Origin of the sequence: Solirhodobacter olei (genome assembly GCF_004010155.1) — a bacterium.
GTDB lineage: Bacteria > Pseudomonadota > Alphaproteobacteria > Rhodobacterales > Rhodobacteraceae > Solirhodobacter > Solirhodobacter olei.
On the sequence record NZ_RRYH01000121.1, the window covers coordinates 1 to 306 of the forward strand.

1 pseudogene is annotated in these 306 nt (G+C 67.0%); it reads right to left on the reverse strand.

Features of this window, described 5'->3' with window-relative positions:
* Positions 1–59: 59 nt before the first annotated feature.
* Positions 60–306: pseudogene (locus tag EIP85_RS22980) on the reverse strand (hypothetical protein); the annotation flags it as partial.

Genomic DNA, 306 nt, shown 5'->3' on the forward strand with positions numbered 1-306 from the left:
GCCGCCTCGGTCTATCGGCAGCCCGGCGAGGAGGATCGGCTGGTAACCGCCCCGGCTGATCAGTGGGTGGACGGATCGCGGGTCCGGTCCTGATCCTGGGTCCGATCCTGGTCCTTGTCCCCGGTCATGTCGTGCAGCCGGTCGCGATCGCGATCCTGATCGAAGTCCTGCTGATACAGACGGTCGCGGGTCCGGTCGCGGTCGGGATTGAGGTTGTCCCAGAGCAGCTTTCCGGTGACCGCGTCATAGACCAGCTCGCGCGTCACGTCCCCGCGCTGAGCGGTGACGCGGATCCGATTCCGGTTC